Origin of the sequence: Novosphingobium sp. ZW T3_23 (genome assembly GCF_044987305.1) — a bacterium.
GTDB lineage: Bacteria > Pseudomonadota > Alphaproteobacteria > Sphingomonadales > Sphingomonadaceae > Novosphingobium.
On record NZ_JBJDRF010000159.1, the window covers coordinates 1 to 564 of the forward strand.

The 564-nt window shown below is 61.3% G+C and carries 1 protein-coding gene; it reads left to right on the plus strand.

The window, feature by feature from the left end:
- Positions 1-564, plus strand: a 564-nt coding sequence (locus tag ACI3K3_RS25810; RefSeq protein WP_404918982.1) for a transposase, incomplete at both ends; no start/stop codon positions are given.

Sequence of the window (564 nt, forward strand, 5' to 3'; positions counted from 1 at the left end):
ATCTCGCGGCGCTCGAAACCGGCGACGGCCGCAAGCTTCCACCCCGCCTGGCCGCCGAGATCAACCGGTTGCGTCGGCGACTTGGGCTTGTCCTCGACCTGATCCGTGAGCTGGACGCGGAACGGGATGAAGTCCTTGCCACCGCTCCAAATGATCCAGTAACTTCCAAAATTACCGCATTGCGGAGCATCTACGGCGTCGGCGACAATTTTGCCGCGGTTCTCGCCCGTGAAGTATTTTACCGTCCATTCGGCAATCGAAAACAGCTTGCGAGCTATGTCGGCTTGGCACCCATGCCCCATCAGAGTGGCGACATGGATCGAGACCGGCGCATCGGCCGCGCTGGCAATGCACGAGCGCGAAAAACACTTGTGCAATTGGCATGGCTCTGGCTGCGTTATCAGCCGGAGAGCGAACTCTCCGCTTGGTTCCGCCAGCGCGTCGGTAAGCTGCAGGGTCGAACGCGCCGGATCGCGATCGTCGCAATGGCGCGCAAGTTGTTGATCGCGCTCTGGCGCTTCACCGAGACCGGAGAAATCCCGGTCGGAAGCACGCTCAGAGCCG